We start from the raw sequence: 19,472 nt of genomic DNA, 5'->3' as shown, positions 1-19,472 counted from the left end.
CCCACAACCTCATCCGGAGTCGGGTTCTCCTGAAGATGGCGGGGGTGGAGCTTTGAGGTAGCAAACGAAGGGTATAAGTTGTCGAAAGCAGAGGGTGTGAGTTTTTCCCCATGGTCACCTCTCTTCTCTATAGACGAGGTAGAGGGCGAGGGTCAGTGTAATGACCAGCGCTCCCGCGAGAAGGATGGCGAGGTCTAAGGCGTTTACGATGACTTGAACGAGGTCTTCCTTCGTCACGGCGTGTTCACGCCCGGTTTTCAGTCCGTACCGGAACCTGGTGGGTCAACCGGGCGAGTTCCCGGGTCTTGTCAGCCAGGGCCACCAACACCGCGGTTTGAGTCTTGTCGGGGTCTGCCTGGTGTAGACGGTGGAGAGTGAGGAGCAGGGTCCGGTAGACCACGGTGAGGGCTTCACGTTTCGCTCGCATGTTCACCTCCTTTGGCGATGGTCAGTTTTAGTCCTTCTCCTTTGGCTCGTTCTGCCAGCCACTCGGCGATGACCTCGGCGTGGCAGGGTCTAGGGGCGCAATGGCAGGAAAGGGTCAGGACGCCTTCCCGTTTGAGCCTCTGGTACAGGGTCTCCAGGGCCGCGAGAAAGCGGGAGTCTTTCGTCCTCTCCTGGAACCAGGCGCGGTAGAGGCGCACGGCCTCTTCGTGGGAGCCCACCTCCTCCACACGGTAGGGGTTCCCGAAGCGGGTGGGCCTCCCCACATAGACCGCGCGCCTCACGAAACGCCCGCCCTTGACGATGCGTACTTCCACGGTTCACCCCCCGAGTTCGCGGATGAGCTGTTGGAGTTCCCGTCTCGCCGCCTTGGTTTCGAGTCCCTTTAGGAAGGCCGCCCGAGGGTCGGAGCCTTGGTAGGCGGCCATGGCGGCCCGGGCGTAGGCGGAGGCGAACCCGCCCCACAAGTCGGCCTCGGCCCAGGCCCTGAGCCGGGCTTCCCATTGGGGGAGGCCCATGCGGCGGAAGGCGCGGCCTGCCGCCGTAGCCTCCTCGTAGAGGCTCTCAAGGTACTTTGCGGCTTTGTCGGGGAGGTCGTGCATGTCTCCCTCCGTCACAGAGGTTCGAAGGTGTAGGTGCCGGGGTCGTAGGGGTACCCGAGACGGGCCACCCGGTAGTAGTTTTTCCCGTCCGTGTAGATCGGTCCTTGGACGTGGTAGAACCTGGGAAGATCGTCCAGGGTTACCTTCCAGTCTGGATCCCACTTCCTGAGAGAAGCCAAGTCCTTCTTCGCCTGACGCTCGGGGAGGAGCATCCGTTCGCCGAGCGCGGTGTATTCCGAAACGGAGTAGAGGACTCTAGGCCACACGGTCCACTTCCGCGATGAGTCGCGCGAGAAGGCTCATTTCTTCCGTGTACGACCGGGCCATCTCCAGGGCGGTCTTGGCCCTTTGGTAGCGCTCCTCGGCCTCGGCCAGGGCCTGGTAGAGGTCGGCGTAGAGGGCGCGGGCCTTGGCCTCCCTTTCTTCGGCGTTCTTGCCCTGGATTTCACCGGAGAGGAGGCCCTGGGCGATGCGGGCTTCCAAGGCCTCCTTCGCCCGTGCCCGCTCCAGGGTGGCCTCGAGGGCCTCCTCCAGGGCCTTGCGGTACCGCTCAAAGGCCTGCCTCACTTCGTTCTCGAGTTTGGTCATGACTACCTCCTTAGCTTGGGTTTTGGGGAGTCGCGGTCTTCAACCCGGCCATGAGGGCGTAGAACCCCGCTTCCTTGATTTCCAGGAGGGGGGATTTGGGGCCGGGGTGGAGGTGAAGGTGGACGCGTTCCTCCTTGCACTCTTCCAGGGCTTGGAGGAGGAACTTCCCGTTGACCATGACCTCGCCCTGGCCCTCTCCGGGAACGACTTCCTCGGAGATCGGAGCCTGGGTGTGGTCAAGGGCTTGGACTTTGAGTTCTCCGTCCTCCACTTTCAGGTGAACGCGGTGATCTTCAGGGTGAGCCACCACGAGGGCTCGCTTGAGGGCGTTTTGGAGGGCCTTCCTTTCGGCGATGAGGGTGTTCACGGGAGGTTGAGTGGGGAGGACGCTGGCGTAAGGGGGGAATTGGTCCTTGGTGAGAGGGAAGCCCACGCGTCCGTTCTGGGCCTCCAGGACGAGGGCGTTCATGCTCCCGGCTTCGTGGAGGACCACGGGGCCTTCCAAGGTTTTGAGGGCTTCCTTGACCTGATTGGGGATAAGGTAGTTCTTCTCCACATGGCCTTGAGCGGGGAGGGTGTAGATGTGGATACGGTAGCCGTCTGTGGCTACCACCCGAACCTTCTCTTCCCCCACTAAGAGAAGGGTCTTCCCTAGGGAGAGAGCCTTGAGAAGGGCTTCGAGGAGGTCTTCCCCACTCCGAAGGACTTCTCGGGTAAGACTCTTCAAGATGTGGAGTTTGATGGGGGGAGCGCCGTGGAGTTCTCCCCAAAACCTTCCTACCCGGAGGAAGAGCTTGTCTTCTTCGCCTCGGGTGAACTCCACCTCTTCTTCCTCCATGCCCTCTAGGAGGTCGAGGAGAGGCTTACGAGGCAAGGCGATGGGGGGGAAGGGGGTGTCCCCGACGTGCACCTCGACTTCGAGGTCGAGGGCTCCCGTCCACACCTTGACTCCATCAAAGTTCACGTAGTCCAAGAGGCGGGGTGTGGGAAGGTGTTTTAGAGCGGAACGGAAGGCTTGCGCTTGGACCTTCACGATAGCCTCCTTTCGTAGAGGGTGTAGATGGCGAGGGTGTCCCTGTGAGCGTCCTGGAGTTCCAGGTCCACCTTCCAGGTGGCGGTCTTCAGGGTCTTACGCGCTATTTCCAGGGCCTTGCGTAGAGAGCGCGTGGTGTCCACGATCTCCGCCTCATCTACGCCGACTGCGTAGTAGGCGGTGTCCGGGCCTTCGTCCAGGTCTACCACCACGGGGTGACCTATACCGGGGCAGGTCTCGGTCACCACGCCGTTCTTCACCACCACCAGAGGGCGGATGTCCCTCGGGTCTTCCACGGGGACCAGGACAGCCCCCTCCACGGGGTTCAGGATGTTGCGAAGCCCCACCTGCAGAACCCGAGGCCTCCCCCTCTCTGTCTTGACCACGGCGTGCATCGCTCACCTTCTCTCCTCTTTCACCTCTTGGTCTGGGGCGGCCTATAGGCCGCCCCGTGTTTCCTCCCCGCGGTGGTTGCGGTGGTTTGCGGTGGTTGTTCACCACAACCACCGCAAGGGAAAGTGCCGTCCCTGACGGGGCCTGCGGTGGTTGCGGTGGTTGCGGTGGTTGTGTACCCCTCTTTTCTAAGAGGGGGGTGGGAGCTTTCCAGGGGGCTTTTTCTTCACCCTTGTTTGTAAAAGCCCTCCTTGGTCCAGAGCTGGGGGAGTTTTTCCTGGGGGAGGTGGGCTTCCCCGAGGACCCGGTATGGCCCCCGGAAAGGCCAGGGGAAGACCCCCTTCTGGTCCAGGCGCTCCCGGGCTTGGAGCCAGTCGTCTAGCTCCCTGTCGTCCTCTTTCCACCGCTCCAGGAGGAAGCGCCGTCCCCGGGAGTCTTCCACCTCCAGAAGCCGCACTTCGAGGAGCCCGTAGAGGTCCACGGGGAGGGCTAGGACCCCCTCCACCAGGAGGGCGGCCTCCGCCCAGTCGGCCAGGGGCGCGTCCGAGGCCACCTGAACGAGGTCCCCCAGGTGGAGCTTGGCGAGGAGTAAAAAAGTCCGCACGGCGAGGTCGTAGGGGCGCTTACTTTCCCGGTCGGGCCCCGTCTTGCAGAACCCGAAGGACCACTCCTTCTTCTCCTCCCACCAGGGGAAGACGAAGGACTCGTAGTCCTCCGGGGCGGGGCCGTTGAAGGCCACCTCGGGAGGGTAGAGAACCGGCCCCCCCGTCCCGTCCGGCCCCGCTAGGGGAGGAAGGTGGGGAAGGAGCCGGGCGAAGTCCTCGAGGATTGCCCCAAGCCTCTTCTCCACCGCTTCCCTGCCGCTGGTCCTAAGGTACCAGTAGTGCGTATGTCCCATAGGTGCCTCCTAAGACAGGGGTTTCTCAAACCCCCACACCTCTGCCTTCCGGTAGGCCCGCACCCACTCCGCGGAGTTCACGGCGTTTCCCCCGCGTATACCCGCACTTCCGTGCGGTGGTTTCAGCGGTTCCCTACCTTAGGGCTTTGTGAAGAAAATCTCCGCTAGAGAAGTTTGTGAAGACCTTTTGTATCCCCCTCCGGGTTTTAGATCAAAGGGGAAAACAACCACCGCAACCACCGCAACCACCGCAAGCATTGTCGTGGACGTAGTTTTCTCTTGCGGTGGTTGTCTTGGCGAACCACCGCAACCACCGCAAGGAAGTTTGTGAAGAAAGTCTCCGCTGGCTTGTGAAGAGTTCTCGTATTTCTCCCCCGTAGCTTTAGAAGGAAGGGGGTAGACAACCACCGCAACCACCGCAACCACCGCAGGCGCTGTCCTGGACGCGGTTTTTGCCTGCGGTGGTTGTTTCGGCCAACCACCGCAACCACCGCAGGACCACCGCGGGGGTCTTAGAGTCCGAGTTCTTTACGGAGGTTAGGGCCGGAGTTGTCCTCGTCCCTGGTGGAGAGGACGGAGAGGTGGTAGAGGCGGGAGGCGATGGTGCGGAGGGTTTCGAGGGCGTTTTGGAGGTCTTGGTGGAAGGGTTTGACTTCTTGTGGGGGGAGTTTAGTGAGGTTGTCCCGGAGGTGTTTGACTTCGGTGGCGATGTAGCGGGCGGTGGTCTCCAGGTCGTTGAGGAGGTCTAGGGTCTTCCGCATACTCTTCTCCTTTCGCCTCTTGGTCTGGGGCGGCCCTTAGGGCCGCCCCGTGTTTTCACTTGTCGGCGAGGAGTTTTCGGAGGGTCTTCTCGGCCCCCTTATTGGAGGAGGCGATGGGTGGGGTGTTCTTTCTCCATTGCTCGAGGAGTTTAGCGGCCTTGTGGAGGTTGAAGGCATCTAAGGGGGCGGTCTTTTTGCCGTTGTAGGCCCACCCTGGCCCCCCGGAGTCCGGGCCGATTTCAAGGGCGAAGCCATGGGTGAGGCGGGCGATTTCGGTGGCCTCACCTTCGGCGGGGAGGTTTTCGAGGACGGCGTAGCCCTGGTGGAAGGAGACGAGGAGGTATTCGGTGGGTTCTCCCCTGGCCCACCGGAGGAAGTCTTCGGGATAGGTCATGGCCTTTAGGAGGGCTCCGAGCCTTTTCAGGGCGGGCTTACCGAGGATTAGGGTGCTGTGGGCGGTGTAGTTCATGGTTCCTCCTCTACCCACTCTCCGTGGAAGAGCATTTCGTCCACGAGGTCGTGTAGGGCGGCGTGGGCTTCCAGGACGAGCTTTTCGGCGGTCTCGGTCTTTCCCTCCCGTAGCGCGGTCAAGGCGTGTTCAAGGAGGGCCTTCATTCGGGCTATGGTGCGCACGGTTCCGTTCATAGTCCGTCTCCTGGGAAGAGGGCGTATACCCGGCCTTTCTGAAGGGCTTCAGCGAAGGTCATGGGGTGGTCTTCGAGGAGGACGGCGAGGTAGAAGTTGTCGTCATCGAGGGTTTCGCCGTTTACCTCCAGGAAGAGGTCGGAGGGAGGGGTGATGAGGATGAAGGAGGCGAGGGGATGGATTTCCTTTCGGGCGGGGATGCGGATGTCCTCGATTTCGGCGAGGGGGTTATCTTCTTTGGTGGAGCAGAGGAGGTAGTAGGGGCCACCTGACCAGAAGCCTGCGAGTCTTTTTAGGGGTTTCATGGTTTCCTCCTTTGGGGGCGGGGTAACCCCGCCCCGGTTGGGTCAGATTTCGTCTTCCTCCTCTTCGTTCTCTGCCACGAGGAGCTGTTGGAGCTTCTTCAGGGCCTTCGGGTGGATGTTTCCTCCGTCATCGAGGTCCACCCATTGGGAGGGGAGGGAGTAGAGGTAGCGTCCCACGCCGAACTTGACTGCGGCCCGTTTGAGGGCATCGGAGAAGGCGGCTTTGAGGGAGTCGCCTTCGCCCACGTCTTCTTTGGTGATCCCGAGGATGGTGAGGCGGCACCTGACTTCCACATGGCGGCCATCTTCGGTGTCCCTGTCGGAGAGGACTTCGTAGGTGTCGTACCACCCTTCGGGGCCTACGGCTTCATCGAGGCGGTTGAGGACCGCGCGGGCATCCACGTAGGCCACGGCGAGCCCCCTCTTCCGGTCCTTTGAGCGGGTCTGGACCTTCCATTGGACCTCGGAGGGGGGGAAAGGGGCCTGTAGTGCCTGTGCGATTTCCTTGTTCATCTTTCCCTCCTTTCGCCTTTTGGTCTGGGGCGGCCCTTAGGGCCGCCCCGTGTTTCAGTTCCCTGACAGGAAGGTCTGACGGGCTCTCAGGATGGCCTTTTGTCCTTTGGCGAGGATTTTGAGGTGGACCGGGGTGTTTCCCCTGCAGACCTCGAGGCCGTAGGTCATGGTGCGGGGGTCGTAGAAGACGGCGAGCTGGTCTTCGTAGCGCCGGAGGACTCCATCGGGGTCCGTGGGGAGGACGCGGTTTCCGATGCGCACCACGGGGAGGAGGAGGTCGGGCGGGTGGTACTCGTAGGCGAGGAGACCTTCAGGCGGTTCTTTCACGGGGACGGGGTGAGGACCGTTGGGGTAGATCAGGTACATGGTTTACCTCCAGGGTGTAGGTGTATACGGGGAACATTTCGCGGTTGTAGGCGGTGAGGGTGGCGGGAAGTCCGAGGATTTGGGCGTAGACGATGGCGGTGAGGGCGAGGTGGAGGTCTTCGTAGATCTCCTCGCCCTCCGGGGTGGTGACCCCGAAGAGCTGGGCTCCCCTTTTGAGGAGGAGGTCTTCGGAGATGAGGACGGCCTCACCGCCGTAGACTTCTATCTCTCCGCTGGTCCGTTTGAGGACGATGGTCATGTTCCCTCCTGTATTCCACGAAGACGAAGGTGGTGCGGGAAATGCGGTACTTTTCGCGGTTAGCCTCGAAGTCGGTGTAGCTGATGAGGATGTAGATGGCCTCTTCCGCGTGGTTTTGGACGGCCTCTTTGAGTTCCTTCAGGTTCTTTGCTGTAAGCTCCTTCTTTTCCCCGTTTTGGAGGAGGATTTCTATCTCCACGGGGTAGTGAGGTATGAGTTCCGAGAGCTTCATGTGGCCTCCTTTTCCATGGCGGTTCGGGCGGCGGTGAAGAGGCCGTCCGCGAGGAGGTAGTGGCCGTAGTTTTCTTTACGGAGTTCTTCGAGGAGGTAGGAGATGGCGAGGCGAACGCGTCCTTGTTCTTCTGGAGTCTTTGCGTTTTTGAGGTGATGGAGGAGGAGGAGGAAGCGTTTTCCCCAGGGGAACAGGTGGATGAAGGTGTTGAGGGCGTTGATGAGGTCATTCATGGTCCACCTCCCACGCGCGGCGTTTGGTGACGCACCTTGGGGTTTTGCGCTTGTGGCGGCGGTCTTTGTGGGGGCCTGCCTTACGGGTCTTGAAGGTAGTGAAGTCCCTTTGGTCTATGGGCTTGTGTTTCATGTTTTCACCCTCTTTCGCCTTTTGGTCTGGGGCGGCCCTAAAGGGCCGCCCCGTGTTTTCAGAAGAGTTCGGCGAGTTTTGTGAGGGTGTCGGTCTCTTTGCCCTGGTAGCCGATGGTGGGGTTGTAGTGGATGGCGGTGGCGGGGGTTTCCCTGACGAAGCGGGAGGGGGAGGTGGGGCCTCTTTCGCCCACGAGGTGGTAGGAGAGGTAGGCGTGTTCTTTGGCGCGGGTGAGGCCCACGTAGAAGAGGCGGCGTTCTTCTTCGAGGGTGGCGGGGTTTTGGGCGCTACGCCAAGAGGGGAAGGTGCCTTCCACGAGGAATGGGAGGAGGACCACGGTGAACTCCAGGCCCTTGCTTGCGTGGAGGGTCATGATCCTCACGCCGTTCCCGGAGTCCTGGGGGTCTTCTTCTTGGAGGAGGATGTCGGCGAGGTAGGTGTCGAGGTCGCCCTCCGGGGTGTGGTGGGCGAAGGCGAAGAGGGTGGAGACGGCTTCTTCTACGTTAGCCCACCTGTCCCACGCGGCCTCCTCTATGCCGTCCGCAAGTTCAAGCAAATAGGGCCACAGGGTCTTGCGGTGGCGGTGGAGGGTGTTTTGTACGGCGGAGGCGAGGTGTTCGCCGCGTTCTCCGGCGTAGGCGCGGAGGTCTTGGAGGAGCTGGAGGGCTTCCTCGGCCTCCTTTGGGTACTTTCCCGTCTCCAGGGCTTTGCGGGCCTTTTTAGGCCCCATGCCTGGGACGAGGGAGGCGAGGACTTCCACGGTGCTTTCGGGGTTCCCGTTGGCGGCCTGGAGGAGGTGGAGGTAGAGCTGGACTTCTTTGCGGTTCCAGAAGGAGAGGCCGCCTACGATGGTGTAGGGAATGCGGTAGCGCCTTAGAGTAGCTTCAATGGGCCGGGAGTAGGCGAGGGAGCGTAGGAGGATGGCGATCTCCTCCGGGGGGGTTCCCTGGTCCAGGTGGCGTTTGACGACTTCCGCGACGGCGAGGGCTTCGTCTTCGCGGGACTGGGCCTGAATGACGGTTGGGAGGTCGCCGTTCCGGAGGGCTTTGAGGTCGAGGTCTTCCCGCTGGGTGTTGTGGGTGATGACCTTTTTTGCCGCTGTGACGATGCCGTTGTGGGAGCGGTAGTTGGTGTGGAGCTTGTAGACGGTGGCGTTGGGGAAGTGTTTCCTGAATTCGAGGATGAGGCGGAAGTCCGCGCCTCTCCAGGCGTAGATGGCCTGGTTGGGATCGCCTACGGCCATGAGGTTTTCCTCCGGGGTGAGGAGGAGCCGGAGGAGGTTGAACTGGACCAGGTTGGTGTCCTGGTACTCATCTACGATGAGGAAGCAGGCTCGGTTTTGCCACCGGGCCTGGAGGTCCGGGTCGTTGGAGAGTTCGTGGACGGCCTGGTGGAGGAGGTCGTCGAAGTCGAGGAGTCTCTTTTCTTCCTTGTAGGCTTCGTAGGCGTCCCACGCGCGTTCGATGTAGGGGGAGAAGTCGGCGTAGAGGGCGATGAGTTCCTGCCGTCCTCCGCCGGAGTTCTTCACGCGGGAGAAGGCTCCCTGGGCGACTTTGGCGGTGAGCTTCTTGGGGGCCTGGAGTTCTTCGAGGATTTCCCCGATGAGTTTGCGGGCCTGTTCCGCCGGGAGGACGCGAACGGTTCCGTTGTCTTTGAGGACGTGGTAGGCGAGGGAGTGGAAGGTAGCGGTAAAGACCTTGGTAGCGGTCTCTTCGCCCACGAGGTGGACGAGGCGTTCGCGCATTTCCCCGGCGGCCTTTTTGGTGAAGGTGACGGCGGTGATATTTTCCGGGTCCACGCCCTTGTGGATGAGGCGGGCGATGCGGTGGACCACGGTGCGAGTCTTGCCGCTACCGGGTCCAGCGATGACCAGGGCGGGTCCGGTGAGGTGGTTGGCTACCGCTTCTTGCTCCGGGTTGAGCATGGGGAACCTCCGTGGTGATTTTACTAGGGTTGAGGAACCCCNGGGGGGGGGGGGGGGGGGGGGGGTCGAGGGGGGTAGGTCTACTTCCGCTTACGGCGGGGCTGGAAGTCGTCCTCGTCCTCGTCCTCCTCGGTGTCCTGGGGGGGGAGGAGGGTGAGCTTGCCGTCCTTGGGGAGGGCATCGAGGAGGACCACGATGGCCCCGCTCTCGTACTGGAAGGCGGTGCCCACGCGGATCCAGTAGGTCTTGGGGTCTTCCTCTTCGCCGTACTCCCGGGTGACGAAGACGCGGTACTCCTGGGTGACCTTGCTCTTCTTGCCGTTTTTCATGTTTTCACCTCCTTCACCTTTTGGTCTGGGGCGGCCTCTGGCCGCCCCGTGTTTCACCTGACCTCCACGGTGGTCGCCCACCATGGGGTAGGCCAAGAGGGTTGGTCCCGGAGCAGGGCGATGATAACCCTGGCTGGGGGTGGAGTTTCGGGCCAAGGGGTTTCGCCGTCCGTGAGGACGATGACGAGGGTGTGTCCGTCCTGGACGGCGCGGTGGATGCCCTGGCCCATGTCGGTTCCTCCGCCTCCGAGGAGGGTGATGTCTTCCGGGCGGAAGACGGTTTGGGCGGTGTGGACTTCCGCGTCCACGGTGTAGACCTGGACCTTTTTAGTGACGCGGAGAACGCCCTTGATTTCGGAGAGGGCCTGGTTCAGGAGTTCCCTGTCCACGGAGCCGGAGGTGTCTATCACCACGGCCACTTTGGGGCGTAGGCCGTAGTGTCCTGGGAGGACGAAGGGGTGGTAGGCGTAGTTTCGGCGGTGTGGGCGGGCGTAGGTGGGCCGGGACTTTTTGGAGAGGTCGGCGTAGGCTCTGCGGATGGTGTGTCGGAGGAGGTTTCTCCAGTCCACCTTGGGGTTGAGGTAGGCCTCGGCCCACCTACGGAGGCCTGCGGGGGCGGTGCCTCTTCCTTTCCCCTCTGCCGCCCTCTGGGCTTCTTCGGCCACCTGTCTTCGGGCGACTTCGAGGGCGGCCTCCGGGGTTCCGGGGTAGTCGGGGTGGTCGGGGGGTAGTTCCCACGGGGCTTCGCCTCCTGTGTTGGAGCCGTGGGGGAAGTCTGGGAGCTTCTTACCTTCCAGGAGGGCGAAGTATTCCTCCAGGGTCTTACCCCGTGGGAGGCGGAAGGTTTCTGGGTAGACACCCCCCTCGGGGAGGGTGATCCCGGCTTCTTCCGCGTCGTCGTTGACCTCGAGGTCGGCGGCCACCATGGTGCGTTTGGGGTCGGTGTCGTGGAGGGGTTTACCCCGGCCTGGGTGGTCGCGCACCAGGTGGTTGACCTCGTGCCACATGAGGCCCACCAGTTGGCGGTCGTCCACGGTGGCAAGGAAGTCAGGGTTGTAGTAGAGGCGGGCGTAGCGGTCTACGGCCATGGTGGGGACCAGGCGGGTTTCCACGAGGGTGAGGGTGTAGGCCATAGGGGCGAAGTAGGGGAACTTCGCCACCATGGCCGCGCGGGCGGTGCGGATGCGTTCGTCCATGGTCGCCTCCTACATGGCCTTCGCCATGTTTTCGAGGAGGTGTTGGAAGGCGCGGATGAACTCCTGGGGAAACTCCCACGTGGGCTTGCGGGCCTTGCGGGCCTCTCCGTAGAGGCGGATGAGTCTTCCCGCCGCCGGGGCGGCGATGTCGGCCCTTCCTTCTTCGGCGATGTAGTTGAGGACGCGGCAGGTTCCGTAGAAGTTTTCCTTGGTCCACTCGTGGGCGAGGGTGGAGACCACGGAGTGGAGGGTGGCGAAGGCGCGGTCGTCCCGGGAGGGGACGAGGGTGGGGTTTTTGATGACCTCCCTGGGGTCTGGGAGGTCAAGGTCACGAAGAAAACTCATGAGGGCGTAGCCGCTTTTTCCCACGGCCCCCACCACACCGAGGACCTGGACTTCTTCGGGGAGTCCGAGGGCGCGTGCGGTTCCGAGGAAGCGGGCGGCCATGTCCCAAGTGCGGTAGGAGGGCCAAGCCCGGGAGGCCTCGTGCCCTTTAGGGAGGTTGTAGGCGTGGGCGGGGTTGCGGTGGATGTAGAGGGCCACGAGGTTTCGGGCCTCTTCTAGGTGCTGGTCGAGGACGTGGGGGGCCGGGAGGTTAGGAAGGGGTGGATAGAGGGAGTTCCACCCCTCGGTCATTCCCCTGGCCCACTCTTCGGGGGAGAGGTGCCATTCCAGGTGGAGGAGGCGGTTGGCGATGGGGGGTTCCAGGGGGAGGCCTCCCACGGCCTGTTCCTCGGGGTTAGCGGCGGCCACGATGCGAGCGGGGATGGGGGTGTCTCCGGCCACGCGTTCATTGATGACTCTGAGGAGAGGGGGACGCACGTCTTCCGGCACAGAAGTTAACTCGTCTAGGAAGAGGAGTGCGGTTTTCCCCTCTTGCGCGGCCTGGAGGATGCGGGAGAGCCACGGGAAGGGTTCGAGGACCACACCTTCGGGGGTGATGCGGGGGAAGCCCCCGAAGTCGGTGCGGTCCCGGGTGGCTCCGATGAGGACTTCCAGGTGCCACCCGAGCTTGTTGGCGATGTAGGTGACGGTAGCGGTCTTTCCGGTTCCCGGGGGTCCCCAAAGGAGGGTGGGGATGTCCGCTACAAGTGAGGTGTAGAGGGCCAAGACCTGTTCCCTGAACATGGTTTACCTCCTAGCGAAGTCGAGGAAGGCAAGGGCAAGAGCGAGGGCGAGGATGGGGACCATGGCGTGGAAGTCAGGGTCGCCACACAAGTTAGGGAGGATAGCCGGGGAGGGGGTGCAGTTTCGTGCCAAGAGGGCTGATCCGATGAGGGCCATTATTCCGAGGAGAGTGATGAGGGCTTTTCCTAGCGTCATGGTTTACCTCCTTCATCTTTTGGTTTGGGGCGGGCTTCCGCCCGCCCCGTGTTTCAGGACTTGACGCGCCACCCCCGAGGGGAGGGGAGGAGGACGAGAGCGTCTTCCGGGGGTTCGGGGGTGAAGTGGACGGTGACTTCCCGGGGGATGTCCTCGAGGCTCACGGTGCCGTCCTGAAGGGCACGGGGGTCAATGTAGACTTCCCCGAGGTTCCAGATGGTGTAGGTGACCTGCTTGTCGGTGAGTTCTTGGCCTTTGAATACTGTCCTTCCGGTGGTCAAGTAGACCTTCATCTTGACCTCCTTCGCCTCTTGGTCTGGGGCGGCCCCTCGGAGTATGCCGGGGTTTACGGTGAAGCCCCCGTTGGGGTGTTGACCGGGGGCCGCCCCGTGTTTTTATTCGAGGGCGGTTTTAAGGGCCTGGACTGCTTTTTTCGGGCACACCTCTTCCAGGGTTCCGAGGAAGCGGATGCGGCCTTCCGGCCACACTCTGAGCCACACGGTGGACACGTCCCAGGCGGTCCACCATTTAGGAAGTTTTGCTTGTTGCTTCTCAGGTAGAGTTCGGTGGGCGGCTTCGAGAGCTTTTGGGAGGACAATCCAGCCGTCCACCTTGGGGTCCGAGAAGTCCGGGAAGGTGAGTCCTGCTTTCCGGAGGGTGAGGCCCTTTAGGTCTACTTCCCAGACGGGGGCCTGGAGGTCTTTTAGAGAGGGGGTGTGGTAGTGAAGGAGCCACCAGATCCCCCACTCTGGTCCCCACCCTTTTTTCCAGGTGGAGAGCCAGAGTCCTCCACTTGGTTTCCATAGGGGGGGCTTTCCTGGACGGGGGGGATGAAAAGCTTCTTTGCGGAGTGGGCCTTCCCCCCAGAGGACCACATGGTAAGCTTTCATCTCTTTTCCTCCTTGGGTTCCTTGGGGCTACCTCCCCTGGAGGTTGGGGAGGTAGCAGGTGCCCCCACAGAGGGGGCAGGTGCCGGTCCCTTGGGTGTCCCCCCCGTAGTAAGGCCCGGTGTACCCGGGCCTGGGGGTCAACGCCAGGGTGCCCCGGGGGGTGAGGTAGTACCCCCCAGAGAGGCACCGGGAGCACGGAAACCCCCCGCCGTTGTCGGCGGGGGCTCCGCAAGTCGGGCAAAGGCAACTACAGTTCATACTTTCCCTCCTTTTTGGGGCCTTCAGCCCCCTGATGAGGGGGCTCAAAGCTTCAGGCCGGGGTGGGCGAGGAATCGCTTCACCCCGAGGATGCGGCCCTGGTCGTCCCTGACTGCTCCCGATCCGGTGTCGGGGGCCAACACATCGGTTCGGCCCAGGTTCCACGCGGCCTGGGCCACGAGCCCGGAAGTAACGTAGAGTACCCCTGGCTGGGGGTCCGGGAGTCCCTGGATAGTTCCAAAGGTGGTAGCCACCAGGGGCACCTGGGCATTACCCAGGTCCAGGGTGCCCAGAGGCGTGTAGGCCTGGGCCACCCGAGCCACCGTCCCCGAAGCGGGGATGGTGAGGGTCGTGTCGTCCGTGAGATACGCCGTCAGGTCATGGGGTGTGAGGTTCACGATCTTCATTTTGTTCACCTCCTTCACCTCTTGGTCTGGGGCGGCCCCTCGGTGGTACACCGAGGTTTACTGTGGAGTTACCCGGTGGGTGGGTTACCAGGGGCCGCCCCGTGTTTTTCTATCCGAGGAAGAGTTCTACCGGGTCTACCTTACCCTCGTTGAGGTACCGGATGACTTCCAGAGTCTTTTCCAGGGCCGCCTTCTCTTCGGGGTCAAGGTCGAGCCTGTTGAGTAGGGCCTGAAGGACCACCGTAGTCTTCGCGAGGTCCCCGGCCTCGAGGCCGAGGATGTCTTCGGGGGCGAGAACCTGAAAGACCGCGAGTCCGCCGCTGGTGGGGATGACCTCGTAGGTCATCTTGACCAGGTTTTCCTTCGTCATCGTTTACCTCCTTCACCTCTTGGTCTGGGGCGGCCCACCGGGGAGTGACCGGGGTTTATCGTTGGGGTACCCGCCAGGTGGTTCACCGGGNGAAAATACAATCAACGCCACGGAGGAAAAGGGTGAGGCTCCCCTCGCGTTTACGCCGTCTTCAGAGGGGAGCCTCCGCTTTTAAGCCGTTTCCGTTCCAGAAAAGTCTGAAACGGATTATACCACTTCCCTTATCTTTGGGCTCTCGTGTCTATCACCACGCCTTCGGGGTCTTCTCGCCGGAGGGCCTGGTCGATGGCGAGGGTGAAGTCGGGGTAGACCTTGTAGACCCCCTTGGCGAGGACCGCGATGCCGATGCGGAAGGAGGGGCGGGTGAGCCTTCTCCCGTGTTCCAGGTCGGGGTAGCCGAGGAGGGGTTTGAGGACGGGGTTTTCCAGTACGTCTATGAGGTCTTCCCCGTGGACGGTGGCTACGATGTCCACACCCCTTCTCCTGGCCGTCTCCAGGACGGCCACGTCGTCGTGGTAGCCGATCTCGTCCACCACGATCGTCTCCGGCGAGTGGTTGGTGATGGCCTGCATGATGATAGATGCCTGTTTTCGCGGGTCCCCCACCATCATCCGCCGTGCCGAACCGATGATGGGGTGCGGCACCGTGCCGTCCCCGGCGATCTCGTTGGAGGTGTCCACGATGACCAGCCTGGCCTTCAAGACCTTCGCTTTCTCCTCCACGATACCCCGGAGAAGCGTGGTCTTCCCTACTCCAGGAGGACCGATGATGAGTACCGAGTCCCGCCCCGAAATCCACTTCTGCAAGGGCTTAGCGATGCCCGGGATCGCCCGCCCAAACCGGATGGTGAACCCAATCGCCAGGTCGTCCGAGTCCCGGATCACCGAGATCCGGTGGAGCGTACCCGGTATACCCGCCCTGCCGTTGGGCCGGAAAGAACCCACCTTGTTGTAGAAGTATTCGATGTCTGCGGCGGAAACTTCGCGGTAAAGGTACTGCTCCCCCCGCCGCCGTATCACCAGGGGACGATCGAGGTCCATGGCAACCTCCTCCGTCCCCTCCACGTCCTCTGTGATGAGGCTACGGATCCACGCCGGAAAGTACGAGAGAAGACGCTCTAACCCCTGCCGTTCTGCCCGTTCGATCCGATCAAAGAACTCCTTCTCTTCAACCACGCTTCACCACCTCCCACCTGCCGTCTTCACGCTTCACCAACCCCTCTTCCTCTAAGGCCCGGAGTTGCTTGTAGACCGCCGCCTTCGTCACCCCAAGAAGATCCATCAACTCCTTCGCCGTCCTTGGCTGTTCTAGAAGCTTCAGGTAGACCTCCCGGGTGTTCCGGCGTACCTCTACTCTCTCCACCACCCGGTCAAAACGGATCTGCTCCCTCTCTACCTCCACCTCTGGTTCCTCGTCTTCCTCACTCTCCCTCGGGTACACCACCGGGTTTACCGCTACAGGTTGCTCCACCGCCCTCTCTTCCCCTTTAGGTAAACTCAAGAGTTCACCCAGCACTTTAGCTACCACGTAAGTAGACACCGGGACAAAAAGAGAGGCGAGGAAGACCTCGTAAGAGGGGACTCCGGTGTTCGCCCGGCTCATGGAGAAGAAGTTGCCCACCCACACCAGCCCTAGAGCCGTGAGCGCACCATAGTTTGCCCACCCGGACCCCCGCAACAGGCTGTTGCTGAGCAGGGAGAGCAGGAAGGCCGAAAGCTCCAGGGCCGCCGCTAAGCCCACCGCAAACCACCCCGGTAAACTCCCGAGCATCAAGGCATACCACTCCGAAAGGTGCCCGGTAGACATCACCAAGGCAAAAGCGTAAGCGAAGACTAAAAGCCCCGCTAAGAGCTTCCGCATCATCCCGAACCACCCCCTTTGAACTTCCGGTAGACCGCTAAGACCTTTTCGGCGTACCGGAGGGTGGAGGCGGGAATGGTCCCTCTCCTCACCGCTCCGAGCCCGGCGTTGTAGGCCCAAAGGGCCTTCCTCCAGTCACCTCCAACGGCGAAGTAAAGCTCCCGGAGGTGCTTCGCTACAGCCCAGAGCGCCCAGTCGGGGTGGGCCCGCCACTCCACGGGAGCCCCCGTGGTTCTCTGCCAGGTCCCCGGCATGAACTGGCCCAGACCCACCTCTCCGGCCCGCCCTACCGCGCCCGGGCAGTACCCGCTCTCTACCCACACCACGGCGGCCACCAGGTAGGGGTCCACCCCCCAGGCCCGGGCGTACTCCCAGGTCTTCGCCCAGAGGCTCTGGGGGATATAGCCACAGGCCACCGCGCTACTCAAGAGAGTCAGAAGAAACACGGACTTCCTCATGCCCGCGCTCCTTCTTCTCCCCCAAGAGGTAGACCAGTTCCTCCATCACCTCGAGGTGACGGTGCCAACGGTCCCAGAGCTTCGGTACGGCCCACGCTACCAAAACCGCATAAGGTGTGTACCAAAGGTTCAGGAAAAAGACGAACACCACGCCTACCCAGAGGACGACCTTGCCCCAAAGAGGAAACTCCATCGCTACCTCCCGAACCCCAACCTTCTCAGGATGTGCGCCAACGCCGCGCCCTGAGCGTCGTACTCAAAGGGCACACCACTTCGCGCCAGGGCAAACCCGTACGAATACCACTTCGCCACCTCGTCTTCCCTGAACTCCCGCGTCTTCCCCTCTGGATCAGCGAAACCCGCAACCAAAGGCCCCATCACCCCCTTTTTCCCGTCTACCACCACAAAAGATCCCTCAGGCTTCAGCGGCCAAGAAGGAACCAGGTACGCCTTCGCTCCTAAAGCCAACAGAGACAAAAAGTATGAAGCCGGATCCCTAACGGCCTCAAAGCTCGTCACCAAAATCACCTGCCCCCGCTTGGCCCTCACGTTCTCCCACACCGCCCGCATCAACGCCTCCTCACGAAACACCGGAGCCACCACAAGCACGGTACCCCCACGCTCCACAAACGGCGTAAACGACTCCCACGAAAACGCCTTACTCAAAGAGCCAGTCCACAGGACTGCCCCCACTAGAAGACCCCTTAGAACGCTCCTTGCCCTTACCCTTGCCATCTCCAGCGGATTTGTCCTCTTCAGGTTGAGGAACCTTACTATCCCACAGATATTCTACCACGGCGGGTAGCTTCACCGATTCCACCCCTTTGCGCCGGGTGCGCTGAGGTTGCAGAAGCTCCCTCACCCTGGGAAGCTCCTCGCCAAAGATGTCCTTGAGGGCCATTTCGGGGACCACCAAGGCGGCCTTCTCGAAGTAGGCCATGGGGGTCGTCACCTCCTCCCCGAGCCCGGCAATGACCCGCTGGTTTTCCTTGGCCCACTCCGCCATCCGCCAGGCCAACCCGAGCTTTTCCAGGCGAAGCTTCTCCTCGGCAGAGAGAACCTCGAGGCCCTTCAGGGTGATGGCGATGGCCTTGTCGTTCTTCTCAAACCGCGCCCACCCGTTCCTCCTCCACTCGTGAAGAAAGGCGGGTGTCGCTAAAGGTTCCGGTAAAGCCTCCCTGTCCACATGGACCTTCGTGAGAGCAAGAGTCTTCGGATCCCGGAAGAGGCGCACCGGATACTCCCCGTCCACCACCGCCTTCACCCAATCCCGGAAGCGCACCTCGGGCACATGGGGAACTCCCTCGCTTCCCTCCTCCTGGGGAAGCAGGTGCCTCTCCACGGCGGCGATCACCTCGTCCGGGGACTCCCGAAGCTTCTGAAGGTGTTTTCCGTAGGCGTACAGAGGATTTCTGTACCCGCCAATGGTAGGTTCGTCCAACCGAGGCAACCAGGTGCGCAGAGGGTACAGACGAGGACCGAGGACCAACGCCTCCCCCTCCCCAAAGGAGTTCATCTCCACCGGAGAGAGGAGTAGCCGGGCCACCTCCTTCTCTGCCACCTGAAGCCTTGGATCAAAAATGGGAACTACCCCCTTCCACCCGTGGGCTACGGTCTTCTCGTAAGCCGTGGTTTCACCCAGAAACTCCGCGATGTATTTCCTGTCGTCCAAGGACACCGCTTGGGGAAAGAGCACCCAATGGTTCAGGTTGTTCACGATGGCCTTGAACTCCGCCTCACCGTAGTCCTTGATCCCCTGGTTGAGGTTCTGCAGGGTCAGGATATAGGCGATGCGCCGTTCCCGCACCGTGGCGAGCATCACGTCCATACCGGGGAGGTAACCCAGGTTTGCCCACTCGTCCATGTAGATAATCACCGGGACAGGACACCTCCCCCCGTGGTGCCTCGCCTCCCGCAGAAGCGTCCGGTTGATGTACCGCACCACCATCTGCAGAAAGACCTGCCCCACCCCCTCCATCAGCTGGTCCTGAGGGATGCCGATGTAGAGAAAGGTCGGAGTGCGGGCCACCTCAGCCACGTCAATCTCCTCGTGAGGCAACCCACGACTCGTAGCCCGCTCCAACCTCGGGTCGTCAAAGGGCTGAAGTTTACCCACCAGCCCCGCCACCAACCCCGTCTGCTGGTTGGGGGTAAGCTCGTAGAAAAACCCCATCTCCTCCTTCGCCCTCTGGTCGCCCAGCTCGTCCACGAACTCCTTCACCGCCTTCGGCCCCTGCTTCAAGAGCCTCACCAACCGCCCCATGGACCCGGCCCCGATGGTCGCCTCGAGGCGAATCAGGGTGGCAAGAATAGCTCGCTCTTGGTCCTTGTAGTAGGTCATGGCTGTAGCCCGTTGGTCCACGGGGATAATCCCCTCCGCGATCTCCATCGCCACCAGAGGATCCGAAGCGTCCCGGAGCAGAGGTAGCTTCTTTGTCCCCGGCTCGTAGGGAAGGAATAGCTCAATGCGGTGCCCCGTGGTCTCCAAAAGGGGAAGGAAGCGGGGGAAACCCTGAAGGTTCGGCCACTTCAGGTCCACCACCACCACGCTGTTCCCGTCCAAAGCATCCATGAGGAGGTTGGGCTCGTAGAAGCGGCTCGTCTTCCCCGCCCCCGGTTGCCCGAGGACGAGAGTGTGGCCGAAACGCAACTCCTTCGGATAGCGAAGGGGTTTCCCCTGGAAGATCCCAAGCCACCCGCTTCGCTCCCCTTCGAGGTAAGCGCGCACGTCTTGGGCTGTGGCGTACCGGGACGCGCCCGGGGCCTTCCTCGGCTTCTCGTTCATCCGCACTCGAGCGAGGGCGGCCAGGGGCATCAGGGGAAGAAGCCAGTATACAAAGTCGTAGTTGAACTCCTGGGCCAGGCGCTCGTTGAACCACCGGGTGCACTCACGGTTCTGCAAGCACCCGAGAACACTTACCCCGGACCGCCCCATTTCCCCCACGATGCGCCCAAACCCCGCGAAAATGCCGTAGACCCCGTAACCTATCCCGGCTAGCATCAGAACCACGCTGACCAGGAATAAGGCTACCCACTTCTTGCGGTCTTGAAC

Annotated in this window: 33 protein-coding genes; all 33 read right to left on the bottom strand. The window is 62.0% G+C overall.

Annotated features, from left to right (window positions below):
• Nucleotides 1–114: 114 nt before the first annotated feature.
• The 33 genes from LXN00_RS12635 to LXN00_RS05710 all read right to left on the bottom strand — a co-directional run bounded on the left by LXN00_RS12635 (nt 115) and on the right by LXN00_RS05710 (nt 19,421).
• A complete protein-coding gene (locus LXN00_RS12635) occupies nt 115–237 on the bottom strand; it encodes a hypothetical protein (protein ID WP_267962627.1) in 123 nt (40 codons plus the stop codon).
• A gap of 7 nt (nt 238–244) precedes the next feature.
• Nucleotides 245–427, bottom strand: a complete 183-nt coding sequence (locus tag LXN00_RS05865; protein WP_126248164.1) for a hypothetical protein — start codon at nt 425–427, stop codon at nt 245–247.
• Entirely contained in the window at nt 411–761 is a 351-nt protein-coding gene (locus LXN00_RS05860; protein WP_234506133.1) for a DUF4326 domain-containing protein, read from the bottom strand. Before LXN00_RS05860 ends, LXN00_RS05865 begins: the two co-directional genes overlap by 17 nt.
• Before the next feature lie 3 nt (nt 762–764).
• Nucleotides 765–1,046: a hypothetical protein gene (locus LXN00_RS05855; protein WP_234506129.1), complete on the bottom strand. Its 282-nt coding sequence runs from the start codon at nt 1,044–1,046 to the stop codon at nt 765–767.
• 11 nt (nt 1,047–1,057) lie between these two features.
• A complete protein-coding gene (locus LXN00_RS05850) occupies nt 1,058–1,312 on the bottom strand; it encodes a hypothetical protein (protein WP_234506126.1) in 255 nt (84 codons plus the stop codon).
• A complete protein-coding gene (locus LXN00_RS05845; protein ID WP_234506123.1) occupies nt 1,302–1,634 on the bottom strand; it encodes a hypothetical protein in 333 nt (110 codons plus the stop codon). Before LXN00_RS05845 ends, LXN00_RS05850 begins: the two co-directional genes overlap by 11 nt.
• Nucleotides 1,635–1,644: 10 nt before the next feature.
• Complete coding sequence (locus tag LXN00_RS12805; RefSeq protein WP_418952986.1) at nt 1,645–2,103, bottom strand: hypothetical protein; 459 nt, start codon at nt 2,101–2,103, stop codon at nt 1,645–1,647.
• Between the two features lie 560 nt (nt 2,104–2,663).
• Nucleotides 2,664–3,062 (bottom strand): hypothetical protein, encoded by a 399-nt coding sequence (locus tag LXN00_RS05835; protein ID WP_234506116.1) that lies wholly within the window; start codon nt 3,060–3,062, stop codon nt 2,664–2,666.
• A gap of 224 nt (nt 3,063–3,286) precedes the next feature.
• A complete protein-coding gene (locus LXN00_RS05830; RefSeq protein ID WP_234506113.1) occupies nt 3,287–3,958 on the bottom strand; it encodes a hypothetical protein in 672 nt (223 codons plus the stop codon).
• Between the two features lie 512 nt (nt 3,959–4,470).
• Complete coding sequence (locus LXN00_RS05825) at nt 4,471–4,719, bottom strand: hypothetical protein (RefSeq protein ID WP_234506110.1); 249 nt, start codon at nt 4,717–4,719, stop codon at nt 4,471–4,473.
• Nucleotides 4,720–4,774: 55 nt separating this feature from the next.
• Entirely contained in the window at nt 4,775–5,188 is a 414-nt protein-coding gene (locus LXN00_RS05820; RefSeq protein WP_234506108.1) for a hypothetical protein, read from the bottom strand.
• Nucleotides 5,185–5,334, bottom strand: coding sequence for a hypothetical protein (locus tag LXN00_RS05815; RefSeq protein WP_234506106.1), 150 nt, complete (start codon nt 5,332–5,334; stop codon nt 5,185–5,187). The genes LXN00_RS05820 and LXN00_RS05815 overlap by 4 nt, the downstream gene beginning before the upstream one ends.
• Before the next feature lie 26 nt (nt 5,335–5,360).
• Nucleotides 5,361–5,669 (bottom strand): hypothetical protein, encoded by a 309-nt coding sequence (locus tag LXN00_RS05810; RefSeq protein WP_234506103.1) that lies wholly within the window; start codon nt 5,667–5,669, stop codon nt 5,361–5,363.
• Nucleotides 5,670–5,711: 42 nt separating this feature from the next.
• Nucleotides 5,712–6,182: a Rad52/Rad22 family DNA repair protein gene (locus LXN00_RS05805; protein ID WP_234506099.1), complete on the bottom strand. Its 471-nt coding sequence runs from the start codon at nt 6,180–6,182 to the stop codon at nt 5,712–5,714.
• 54 nt (nt 6,183–6,236) lie between these two features.
• A complete protein-coding gene (locus tag LXN00_RS05800) occupies nt 6,237–6,509 on the bottom strand; it encodes a hypothetical protein (protein WP_234506096.1) in 273 nt (90 codons plus the stop codon).
• Nucleotides 6,493–6,807 (bottom strand): hypothetical protein, encoded by a 315-nt coding sequence (locus tag LXN00_RS05795; protein WP_234506093.1) that lies wholly within the window; start codon nt 6,805–6,807, stop codon nt 6,493–6,495. The genes LXN00_RS05800 and LXN00_RS05795 overlap by 17 nt, the downstream gene beginning before the upstream one ends.
• Nucleotides 6,755–7,039, bottom strand: coding sequence for a hypothetical protein (locus tag LXN00_RS05790; RefSeq protein ID WP_234506090.1), 285 nt, complete (start codon nt 7,037–7,039; stop codon nt 6,755–6,757). The genes LXN00_RS05795 and LXN00_RS05790 overlap by 53 nt, the downstream gene beginning before the upstream one ends.
• Complete coding sequence (locus LXN00_RS05785; RefSeq protein ID WP_234506086.1) at nt 7,036–7,272, bottom strand: hypothetical protein; 237 nt, start codon at nt 7,270–7,272, stop codon at nt 7,036–7,038. The genes LXN00_RS05790 and LXN00_RS05785 overlap by 4 nt, the downstream gene beginning before the upstream one ends.
• 191 nt (nt 7,273–7,463) lie before the next feature.
• Nucleotides 7,464–9,329, bottom strand: coding sequence for an ATP-dependent helicase (locus LXN00_RS05780; protein ID WP_267962626.1), 1,866 nt, complete (start codon nt 9,327–9,329; stop codon nt 7,464–7,466).
• An 80-nt stretch (nt 9,330–9,409) separates the two neighbouring features.
• On the bottom strand, nt 9,410–9,658 hold the full coding sequence (locus tag LXN00_RS05775) for a hypothetical protein (RefSeq protein WP_234506083.1): 249 nt from the start codon (nt 9,656–9,658) through the stop codon (nt 9,410–9,412).
• Nucleotides 9,659–9,711: 53 nt separating this feature from the next.
• Nucleotides 9,712–10,854, bottom strand: a complete 1,143-nt coding sequence (locus tag LXN00_RS05770; RefSeq protein ID WP_234506080.1) for a DUF2201 family putative metallopeptidase — start codon at nt 10,852–10,854, stop codon at nt 9,712–9,714.
• A gap of 9 nt (nt 10,855–10,863) precedes the next feature.
• A complete protein-coding gene (locus LXN00_RS05765; protein ID WP_234506077.1) occupies nt 10,864–11,982 on the bottom strand; it encodes an AAA family ATPase in 1,119 nt (372 codons plus the stop codon).
• A gap of 3 nt (nt 11,983–11,985) precedes the next feature.
• The gene (locus tag LXN00_RS05760) at nt 11,986–12,177 is read right to left on the bottom strand and encodes a hypothetical protein (protein ID WP_234506074.1); all 192 of its coding nucleotides are present in this window, start codon (nt 12,175–12,177) and stop codon (nt 11,986–11,988) included.
• Nucleotides 12,178–12,230: 53 nt separating this feature from the next.
• Nucleotides 12,231–12,470, bottom strand: coding sequence for a hypothetical protein (locus LXN00_RS05755; RefSeq protein ID WP_234506071.1), 240 nt, complete (start codon nt 12,468–12,470; stop codon nt 12,231–12,233).
• A 102-nt stretch (nt 12,471–12,572) separates the two neighbouring features.
• Nucleotides 12,573–13,067, bottom strand: a complete 495-nt coding sequence (locus tag LXN00_RS05750; protein WP_234506068.1) for a hypothetical protein — start codon at nt 13,065–13,067, stop codon at nt 12,573–12,575.
• A 302-nt stretch (nt 13,068–13,369) separates the two neighbouring features.
• Nucleotides 13,370–13,732 carry a hypothetical protein gene (locus LXN00_RS05745; protein ID WP_234506065.1) on the bottom strand — a complete coding sequence of 121 codons (363 nt, stop codon included), beginning with the start codon at nt 13,730–13,732 and terminating at the stop codon, nt 13,370–13,372.
• A gap of 109 nt (nt 13,733–13,841) precedes the next feature.
• Nucleotides 13,842–14,102 carry a hypothetical protein gene (locus LXN00_RS05740; protein WP_234506062.1) on the bottom strand — a complete coding sequence of 87 codons (261 nt, stop codon included), beginning with the start codon at nt 14,100–14,102 and terminating at the stop codon, nt 13,842–13,844.
• Between the two features lie 221 nt (nt 14,103–14,323).
• Nucleotides 14,324–15,142, bottom strand: a complete 819-nt coding sequence (locus LXN00_RS05735; RefSeq protein WP_234506059.1) for an ATPase, T2SS/T4P/T4SS family — start codon at nt 15,140–15,142, stop codon at nt 14,324–14,326.
• 127 nt (nt 15,143–15,269) lie between these two features.
• A complete protein-coding gene (locus LXN00_RS05730; protein WP_234506056.1) occupies nt 15,270–15,962 on the bottom strand; it encodes an ArsR family transcriptional regulator in 693 nt (230 codons plus the stop codon).
• A complete protein-coding gene (locus LXN00_RS05725; RefSeq protein ID WP_267962625.1) occupies nt 15,962–16,420 on the bottom strand; it encodes a lytic transglycosylase domain-containing protein in 459 nt (152 codons plus the stop codon). The genes LXN00_RS05730 and LXN00_RS05725 overlap by 1 nt, the downstream gene beginning before the upstream one ends.
• Entirely contained in the window at nt 16,383–16,613 is a 231-nt protein-coding gene (locus LXN00_RS05720; protein ID WP_234506049.1) for a hypothetical protein, read from the bottom strand. Before LXN00_RS05720 ends, LXN00_RS05725 begins: the two co-directional genes overlap by 38 nt.
• 2 nt (nt 16,614–16,615) lie before the next feature.
• Nucleotides 16,616–17,029, bottom strand: coding sequence for a hypothetical protein (locus LXN00_RS05715; protein ID WP_234506046.1), 414 nt, complete (start codon nt 17,027–17,029; stop codon nt 16,616–16,618).
• Between the two features lie 49 nt (nt 17,030–17,078).
• Nucleotides 17,079–19,421, bottom strand: a complete 2,343-nt coding sequence (locus tag LXN00_RS05710) for a type IV secretory system conjugative DNA transfer family protein (RefSeq protein WP_234506149.1) — start codon at nt 19,419–19,421, stop codon at nt 17,079–17,081.
• Between the last annotated feature and the right edge of the window lie 51 nt (nt 19,422–19,472).

This window comes from Thermus brockianus, from assembly GCF_021462505.1.
GTDB lineage: Bacteria > Deinococcota > Deinococci > Deinococcales > Thermaceae > Thermus > Thermus hydrothermalis.
This window is presented reverse-complemented; position numbering and strand designations above follow the sequence as displayed.

Excerpts from the sequence above, each read along its gene's own strand:
- LXN00_RS05865 (WP_126248164.1), bottom strand. The coding sequence starts at position 427 with ATGCGAGCGAAACGTGAAGCCCTCACCGTGGTCTACCGGACCCTGCTC.
- LXN00_RS05720 (WP_234506049.1), bottom strand. The coding sequence starts at position 16,613 with ATGGAGTTTCCTCTTTGGGGCAAGGTCGTCCTCTGGGTAGGCGTGGTG.
- LXN00_RS05795 (WP_234506093.1), bottom strand. The coding sequence starts at position 6,807 with ATGACCATCGTCCTCAAACGGACCAGCGGAGAGATAGAAGTCTACGGC.
- LXN00_RS05775 (WP_234506083.1), bottom strand. The coding sequence starts at position 9,658 with ATGAAAAACGGCAAGAAGAGCAAGGTCACCCAGGAGTACCGCGTCTTC.
- LXN00_RS05790 (WP_234506090.1), bottom strand. The coding sequence starts at position 7,039 with ATGAAGCTCTCGGAACTCATACCTCACTACCCCGTGGAGATAGAAATC.
- LXN00_RS05755 (WP_234506071.1), bottom strand. The coding sequence starts at position 12,470 with ATGAAGGTCTACTTGACCACCGGAAGGACAGTATTCAAAGGCCAAGAA.
- LXN00_RS05770 (WP_234506080.1), bottom strand. The coding sequence starts at position 10,854 with ATGGACGAACGCATCCGCACCGCCCGCGCGGCCATGGTGGCGAAGTTC.
- LXN00_RS12805 (WP_418952986.1), bottom strand. The coding sequence starts at position 2,103 with ATGAACGCCCTCGTCCTGGAGGCCCAGAACGGACGCGTGGGCTTCCCT.
- LXN00_RS05765 (WP_234506077.1), bottom strand. The coding sequence starts at position 11,982 with ATGTTCAGGGAACAGGTCTTGGCCCTCTACACCTCACTTGTAGCGGAC.
- LXN00_RS05780 (WP_267962626.1), bottom strand. The coding sequence starts at position 9,329 with ATGCTCAACCCGGAGCAAGAAGCGGTAGCCAACCACCTCACCGGACCC.
- LXN00_RS05760 (WP_234506074.1), bottom strand. The coding sequence starts at position 12,177 with ATGACGCTAGGAAAAGCCCTCATCACTCTCCTCGGAATAATGGCCCTC.
- LXN00_RS05745 (WP_234506065.1), bottom strand. The coding sequence starts at position 13,732 with ATGAAGATCGTGAACCTCACACCCCATGACCTGACGGCGTATCTCACG.
- LXN00_RS05710 (WP_234506149.1), bottom strand. The coding sequence starts at position 19,421 with ATGCTAGCCGGGATAGGTTACGGGGTCTACGGCATTTTCGCGGGGTTT.
- LXN00_RS05825 (WP_234506110.1), bottom strand. The coding sequence starts at position 4,719 with ATGCGGAAGACCCTAGACCTCCTCAACGACCTGGAGACCACCGCCCGC.
- LXN00_RS05835 (WP_234506116.1), bottom strand. The coding sequence starts at position 3,062 with ATGCACGCCGTGGTCAAGACAGAGAGGGGGAGGCCTCGGGTTCTGCAG.
- LXN00_RS05830 (WP_234506113.1), bottom strand. The coding sequence starts at position 3,958 with ATGGGACATACGCACTACTGGTACCTTAGGACCAGCGGCAGGGAAGCG.
- LXN00_RS05855 (WP_234506129.1), bottom strand. The coding sequence starts at position 1,046 with ATGCACGACCTCCCCGACAAAGCCGCAAAGTACCTTGAGAGCCTCTAC.
- LXN00_RS05735 (WP_234506059.1), bottom strand. The coding sequence starts at position 15,142 with ATGGACCTCGATCGTCCCCTGGTGATACGGCGGCGGGGGGAGCAGTAC.
- LXN00_RS05725 (WP_267962625.1), bottom strand. The coding sequence starts at position 16,420 with ATGAGGAAGTCCGTGTTTCTTCTGACTCTCTTGAGTAGCGCGGTGGCC.
- LXN00_RS05730 (WP_234506056.1), bottom strand. The coding sequence starts at position 15,962 with ATGCGGAAGCTCTTAGCGGGGCTTTTAGTCTTCGCTTACGCTTTTGCC.
- LXN00_RS05845 (WP_234506123.1), bottom strand. The coding sequence starts at position 1,634 with ATGACCAAACTCGAGAACGAAGTGAGGCAGGCCTTTGAGCGGTACCGC.
- LXN00_RS05750 (WP_234506068.1), bottom strand. The coding sequence starts at position 13,067 with ATGAAAGCTTACCATGTGGTCCTCTGGGGGGAAGGCCCACTCCGCAAA.
- LXN00_RS05785 (WP_234506086.1), bottom strand. The coding sequence starts at position 7,272 with ATGAATGACCTCATCAACGCCCTCAACACCTTCATCCACCTGTTCCCC.
- LXN00_RS05810 (WP_234506103.1), bottom strand. The coding sequence starts at position 5,669 with ATGAAACCCCTAAAAAGACTCGCAGGCTTCTGGTCAGGTGGCCCCTAC.
- LXN00_RS05740 (WP_234506062.1), bottom strand. The coding sequence starts at position 14,102 with ATGACGAAGGAAAACCTGGTCAAGATGACCTACGAGGTCATCCCCACC.
- LXN00_RS05805 (WP_234506099.1), bottom strand. The coding sequence starts at position 6,182 with ATGAACAAGGAAATCGCACAGGCACTACAGGCCCCTTTCCCCCCCTCC.
- LXN00_RS05820 (WP_234506108.1), bottom strand. The coding sequence starts at position 5,188 with ATGAACTACACCGCCCACAGCACCCTAATCCTCGGTAAGCCCGCCCTG.
- LXN00_RS05815 (WP_234506106.1), bottom strand. The coding sequence starts at position 5,334 with ATGAAGGCCCTCCTTGAACACGCCTTGACCGCGCTACGGGAGGGAAAG.